Below are 6,176 nucleotides of genomic sequence, written 5' to 3'. Positions count from 1 at the left end.
TACTACTGGACTTAGATTTAATTTTTAATTAAAATAAAATTTTTCCCATATTTTTTGAAATTGTATGACAAATATAAAAAAATATAGTATAATATAACAATGTAATAATTTTAAATTTAAACTCCAAACTTTGAATAACAAATTTGGAGGCAAAAAATAAAACATTAAAAATAGGAGGTTACTTTTTATGGAAAATATCGAATTTGAAAGTTTCGATAATATTGAAAATGATGATTCAGGGCGATTGTATGAAATGGGAAAAAGTTACTACGACAGCGGTTCTGACATACTTGCTGAAAAATATTTGAAAGAAGCCGCTAAAGGTGGAAATAGAAAGGCTTTTCTTTTGCTTGCTGATATTTATCTAAAATATGACAAATTAAATTTAGCAGAAAAATATTTAAAAAAAATTGCTGATGGCGGAGATTTTGAACTACAAGATAAACTTGGAACAGTTTATAAAAGAAAATCAAATTTTGAATTAGCTGAGTATTACTATAAACAAGCTATAAGCAATGGAAATCAAAGAGCACAGTATCACTTAGGGAAATTGTATTATTTATTCAAAAAGAAAAATTTAGCAATAGATTATTTAAAACCTGTAGCTGATGAAAGAGATCAAGAAGCTCAAGTACTGCTTGCAAAAATTTACTATGACAATGGTCAAGTTGATTTGGCTGAAGAATATTTACATAAGGCAAAAGATAATGGTGAAGCATATTATCTTCTTGGAAAACTGTATGGCGAAAAACAGGACATTGAAACTGCTGAAAAACATTTAAAAACATCAGCAGATGACTATGACAATAAAAGAGCGCAGGAAGTTCTTTCAAACCTTTATACAGACAAAAACAATCTTACTCTTGCAAAACACTATTTAACATTGCTTGCAGATGAAAATCATTTGGAAGCTTTTGCACTGCTTGGAAACATTTTTGCTGATGAAAAGAACTATAATCTTGCCTACACAAATTATGGACATTTTTTTGAAGGAAAAAAACGAGAAAATGCAAAAGTTGATATGAAAAAAATTGACGATGCAAAACTTAAATTTAATTTTGGAAAATGCTGTATAAAACTTGGAAAATTTGACATTGCTGAACAAAATTTAAAAGACAGTGAATATCTGAAAATTTCTGACAATGTAATTGAAGTTGCAAAACTTTACGAAGAAGCAGATCAGTTGAAATTGGCTATCCAATACTACAAATTAGCTTTACATTTGTAATTTAAATAAAAATAAATATTAAATTTTAGGAGGAAAAATGGCAGTAGTTAAGGATTTAGAAAGTTTAAAGGAACTTATTCAAAGAGTTAGAAAAGCTCAAGAAGAATTTGCAACATTTGATCAGGAAAGAGTCGACAAAATTTTTAGAAAAGTGGCTCAAAAAATGAATGATGAGAGAATTACTCTGGCAAATTTGGCAGTAGCAGAAACTGGAATGGGAATCGTAGAAGATAAAGTTATAAAAAATCACTTTGCTTCTGAATATATTTACAATAAATACAAAGACGAAAAAACTTGTGGAGTATTGGAAGATGACAGATCTTACGGAGTTAAAAAAATTGCAACTCCAATAGGAATTATCGCAGGTATTGTACCAACAACAAACCCGACTTCAACAGCGATGTTCAAAACATTAATATCATTAAAAACAAGAAATGCAATAATATTTTCACCACACCCAAGAGCAAAGCAGGCGACTATTGAAACAGCTAAAATTGCATTGGAAACAGCAGTAAAATACGGAGCTCCAAAAGATATAATCGGATGGATTGATGAGCCAAGCGTAGAACTATCAAGAGAACTTATGGCAAGTGCTGACTTAATACTTGCGACAGGTGGACCAGGAATGGTTAAATCTGCTTATTCATCAGGAACTCCTGCAATTGGAGTTGGAGCTGGAAATACGCCAGTTGTAATTGACAAATCAGCAGATATAAAAATGACTGTAAACTATATTTTAATGTCTAAAACATTTGATAACGGAGTAATCTGTGCAACAGAGCAATCTGTAATTATAGACAAAGAAATTTATGACAAAGTTAAAACCGAATTTTTGAACAGAGGAGCCTATATCCTTAACGACGAAGAACTAAATAAAGTAAGAGAAGTATTATTTATAAATGGAAATCTAAACGCTGATATAGTTGGAAAAAGTGCGTATGTTATTGCAGATATGGCAGGATTTGAAATTCCAAAAAGTTCAAAAGTGTTAATTGGGGAAGTTGAGTCTACTGGAATTGAGGAACCATTTGCACACGAAAAATTATCGCCAGTGCTTGCAATGTATAAGTCAGAAGATTTTGAAGATGGACTTAAAAAAGCTGATGAATTAGTAAAACTTGGTGGATTGGGACATACATCTTCGTTATATATTAATTTAGCTGAAAAAGAAAAAATAGATAAATTTGGAAGATTGATGAAAACAGGACGTACATTAATCAATATGCCAGCATCACTTGGAGCAATCGGAGATGTATTCAACTTTAAATTAGAACCGTCATTAACACTTGGATGCGGTTCATGGGGAGGAAATTCTGTGTCAGAAAATGTAGGAGTAAAACACTTATTAAACGTAAAAACAATTGCAGAAAGAAGAGAAAATATGTTATGGTTCAAAGTTCCTGAAAAAATTTATTTCAAATACGGATCACTTCCGACAGCTTTAGAAGAATTGAAAGGAAACCACAAAAAAGCATTTATCGTAACGGATAAAGTATTGGCTGAACTAGGATATACAGAACATATTACAAAAGTACTTGACAGCATACATATCGATTATAGAATATTCTCAGAAGTAAAAGAAGATCCAACATTAAGTTCAGCTCAGGCTGGAGCAAAAGCAATGCTTGAATATAATCCTGACATTGTTATCGCTCTTGGTGGAGGTTCTGCAATGGACGCCGCTAAAATTATGTGGGTATTGTATGAACATCCAGAACTTCGATTTAGAGATTTGGCAATGAGATTTATGGATATTAGAAAGAGAATTGTTGAATTCCCTGAAATGGGTAAAAAAGCTAAATTTGTTGCAGTAGCAACATCGGCTGGAACTGGCTCGGAAGTAACTCCATTTTCTGTAATTACAGATGATGAAACTGGAATCAAATACCCTCTTGCAGATTATGCATTGACACCAAATGTAGCAATTAACGATCCTGAACTTATGCTTACAATGCCAAAAGGACTTACAGTAGCTTCTGGAATTGACGTATTTACACATGCTCTTGAATCCTATGTTTCAGTTATGGCGACAGAATACACAAAACCTTATTCAAAAGAAGCGGCTAGACTTGTATTCAAATACTTGCCAGAATCAGTAGAATTAGGTTCAAAAGCAATTAAAGCAAAAGAAAAAATGGCAAATGCCTCTTGTCTTGCAGGAATGGCTTTCGCAAATGCATTCTTAGGAATAAACCACTCGCTTGCACACAAACTTGGAGGAAAATTCCACGTTCCACACGGTATCGCAAATGCTATGCTTCTTGAAGAGGTTATCCGTTTCAATGCAGCTGAAGCTCCAACAAAGATGGGATTATTCCCTCAATACAGATATCCTGATGCAATGCAAAGATACGCTGAAATGAACGATTATCTAGGATTTGGCGGAAATACTAAAGAAGAAAAAGTAGAAAATTTAATTAAAGGAATTAATGAATTAAATAAAAAAATAGGAATCCCAGCAAGCATTAAAGAATGGGGAGTGCCTGAAAAGGACTTCTTGGAAGCTGTGGACGAAATGTCACTAGATGCTTTCGATGACCAATGTACTCCAGCTAACCCAAGATACCCGCTAATGGATGAATTAAGAGAAATTTACTTGAAAGCTTACTACGGAAAAGAATGGGAAAATGAAAAAGAAAGAGTTGGAAAAATTTTAGGGTTTTAATCTATGTTTATGAAAAAAATAAAGTAAAAAAATAAGGGATTTTCTCAAAATAGAGATTATCCCTTTTTAAATTATTCTGTTTTAATAAATTTAGCAACAAATTTTGTTCCTTTATTTAATTCACTTTCAACATCAATACTTGCATTATGCTGCTCAATAATTTTTGCAACTAATGAAAGTCCTAATCCAAAACCTTTATTTACTTTTTTGTTTCGTGAGTCATTTACTTGGTAAAATCTACCCCAAATAAGATTTTTATCCTCTTCTGGTATTCCAATTCCATTGTCTTCAATTTCCATAACACAATTTTCATTTTCCGAATATAATTTTACATTTATTTTATCTTTTGTAAATTTCATTGCATTATTAAGTAAATTGTCAAGCAGTCTTTCAATCATTACTTTATCTGCGTTTATAAATATATTTTGTTCAATATTTTTTGAAACTTTTATATTTTTCTCACTTAAAAGATTTTTATAATCTTCTAATATTTTTTCCATTGTTTCTGAAAAATTTATTTTTTGCAATTCAATAACAGTCTGCTTTTCTATTTTAGAAAGTTCCATTATTTGATTTATCAGTTCCGACATTCTTTTTGCCTGACGCTGAATCACAGAAAAGGAATCCTTTGCTTCTTCCATAGTGTCTGCATATTCCAGCGAATACTGACTTTCTGTAAGTATAACGCTCACAGGTGTCCGGAGTTCGTGCGAAACATCTGAACTGAACTGTTTTTCACGTGTATAGGAATTTTCAAGCGAATTTAGCATTTCATTAAAGGTATCTGCCATCCTGTGTATTTCATCTTTTCCTTCATCAATTTTGATTCTTTTGGAAAAATCACCGTTTTTTTGAATTTCTGAAGCTGTATCTGATATTTTGGCTACAGGATTTAGAGCTTTTTTTACAATTCTGTATCCGCCATAAACTATTATTAGCAATAATAGCGGACTTAAAATTAAAATTATAATAAGCAGTTTGCTTACTTCATCAGATAGCTGATTTACTGGAACAATCCCTCTAACCCATTCTCCTTCAGAATTGTCTATTTTTTTATCGAAATAATAATATTTTTCTCCATTCTTTTCATAAGTTCTGACAGTGTTTTCCTTATATTTTAATGTCAAATCAAATCCTCGTGGCGACATTCCGCCCATTTCTATCCCTTCGCTATTGTACTTAACAAAGTAAATCCCATCATCAAATTCATCAAACTCATTAGGGTCTGAAACCATCTCAACAGTCATTTCAATTACAGCTTCCATCAATTCCCGATGGTTCAAGTCTCCTGTCATCTTATTTGCAACGGTAAATGATACTGTTAGCATAATCGAAATTAAGATTACTACAAAAACAGTATACCAAAGAGTTACCTTCACAGTAATCGGAAAATCCCCCCAAATTTTATTTAATTTATTTTTCAAAACTCAATTATTCCTTTCTTTTCAAAAAATTCCTAATAACTAATTTATTTGAACTAATCCTCCTTTATAACATATCCAAGTCCTCTTTTTGTATAAATTATCTGTTTTCCATCTTCTATATCTATTTTTTTCCTAATATTTTTTATCAAAACGTCAATTATATTAGAATCTCCTTCATAATCAAAATCCCACACATGCTCCTTAATCTGATCTCTGCTTAAAATCCGATTTTTGCTTTGCATAAGGTATTCCAAAACTTCGTATTCTTTTCCTGTTAATTCTATCTGCTTTCCAGCTCTTGTTACTGATTTTTCTGAAGTATCTAAAATCAAATCTCCTATTACAAGCCTATTTGAACTATTTCCATACTTTCTTCTCACAACTGCCCTAATTCTTGCCAAAAGCTCATTAAAGTCAAATGGTTTTACAATATAGTCATCAGCCCCCAAGTCAAGCCCCTTTACTTTATCATCTGCACTATCCCTTGCAGTAAGTATAAGAACAGAAGTGTGATTTCCTTTATCCCTAAGTTTTTTTATAACTTCAAATCCATCTACTTTTGGCATCATAATATCCAGAATTACTAAATCATATTCACTATATTCCAGATAATCTAACGCTTCTTCCCCGTCTAGCACGCTATCTACACTATATCCATTTTTTTTTAGATACCTAGTTACAACATTATTCAAATCTACTTCATCTTCTGCCAGCAAAATTTTCATATTTAATTCTCTCCTGTATTATTTTTAGCAAATGCTAAAATCTTAAGTTTCTATTATTCTAATATATACTCAAACCTATTTAAAATTAAACTACTAAAAATTATATAAATTTAGGGTTTGAGTAAAATAGTCAT

General features: G+C 31.5%; 4 protein-coding genes. 2 read left to right on the top strand and 2 right to left on the bottom strand.

Features of this window, described 5'->3' with window-relative positions; genetic code table 11:
* Positions 1-187: 187 nt before the first annotated feature.
* Together Q0370_RS10615 and adhE are read left to right on the top strand one after the other, a co-directional pair.
* The gene (locus Q0370_RS10615) at positions 188-1,228 is read left to right on the top strand and encodes a tetratricopeptide repeat protein (protein WP_299575520.1); all 1,041 of its coding nucleotides are present in this window, start codon (positions 188-190) and stop codon (positions 1,226-1,228) included.
* A 37-nt stretch (positions 1,229-1,265) separates the two neighbouring features.
* Positions 1,266-3,893 (top strand): bifunctional acetaldehyde-CoA/alcohol dehydrogenase, encoded by a 2,628-nt coding sequence (gene adhE, locus Q0370_RS10610; protein WP_299575518.1) that lies wholly within the window; start codon positions 1,266-1,268, stop codon positions 3,891-3,893.
* A 71-nt stretch (positions 3,894-3,964) separates the two neighbouring features.
* On the opposite strand, the gene Q0370_RS10605 is transcribed toward adhE, so the two are convergent.
* Both Q0370_RS10605 and Q0370_RS10600 read right to left on the bottom strand, forming a co-directional pair.
* Entirely contained in the window at positions 3,965-5,317 is a 1,353-nt protein-coding gene (locus Q0370_RS10605; RefSeq protein ID WP_299575516.1) for a HAMP domain-containing sensor histidine kinase, read from the bottom strand.
* 53 nt (positions 5,318-5,370) lie between these two features.
* Positions 5,371-6,042, bottom strand: coding sequence for a response regulator transcription factor (locus tag Q0370_RS10600; RefSeq protein WP_299575514.1), 672 nt, complete (start codon positions 6,040-6,042; stop codon positions 5,371-5,373).
* Positions 6,043-6,176 lie beyond the last annotated feature (134 nt).

The sequence above is a fragment of the uncultured Leptotrichia sp. genome, from assembly GCF_938036635.1.
Taxonomy (GTDB): Bacteria; Fusobacteriota; Fusobacteriia; order Fusobacteriales; family Leptotrichiaceae; genus Leptotrichia; species Leptotrichia hongkongensis.
Note: the sequence above shows the minus strand (reverse complement) of the source record. Positions and strands in the feature narration are given on the sequence as shown.

Excerpts from the sequence above, each read along its gene's own strand:
- Q0370_RS10615 (WP_299575520.1), top strand. The coding sequence starts at position 188 with ATGGAAAATATCGAATTTGAAAGTTTCGATAATATTGAAAATGATGAT.
- adhE (WP_299575518.1), top strand. The coding sequence starts at position 1,266 with ATGGCAGTAGTTAAGGATTTAGAAAGTTTAAAGGAACTTATTCAAAGA.
- Q0370_RS10600 (WP_299575514.1), bottom strand. The coding sequence starts at position 6,042 with ATGAAAATTTTGCTGGCAGAAGATGAAGTAGATTTGAATAATGTTGTA.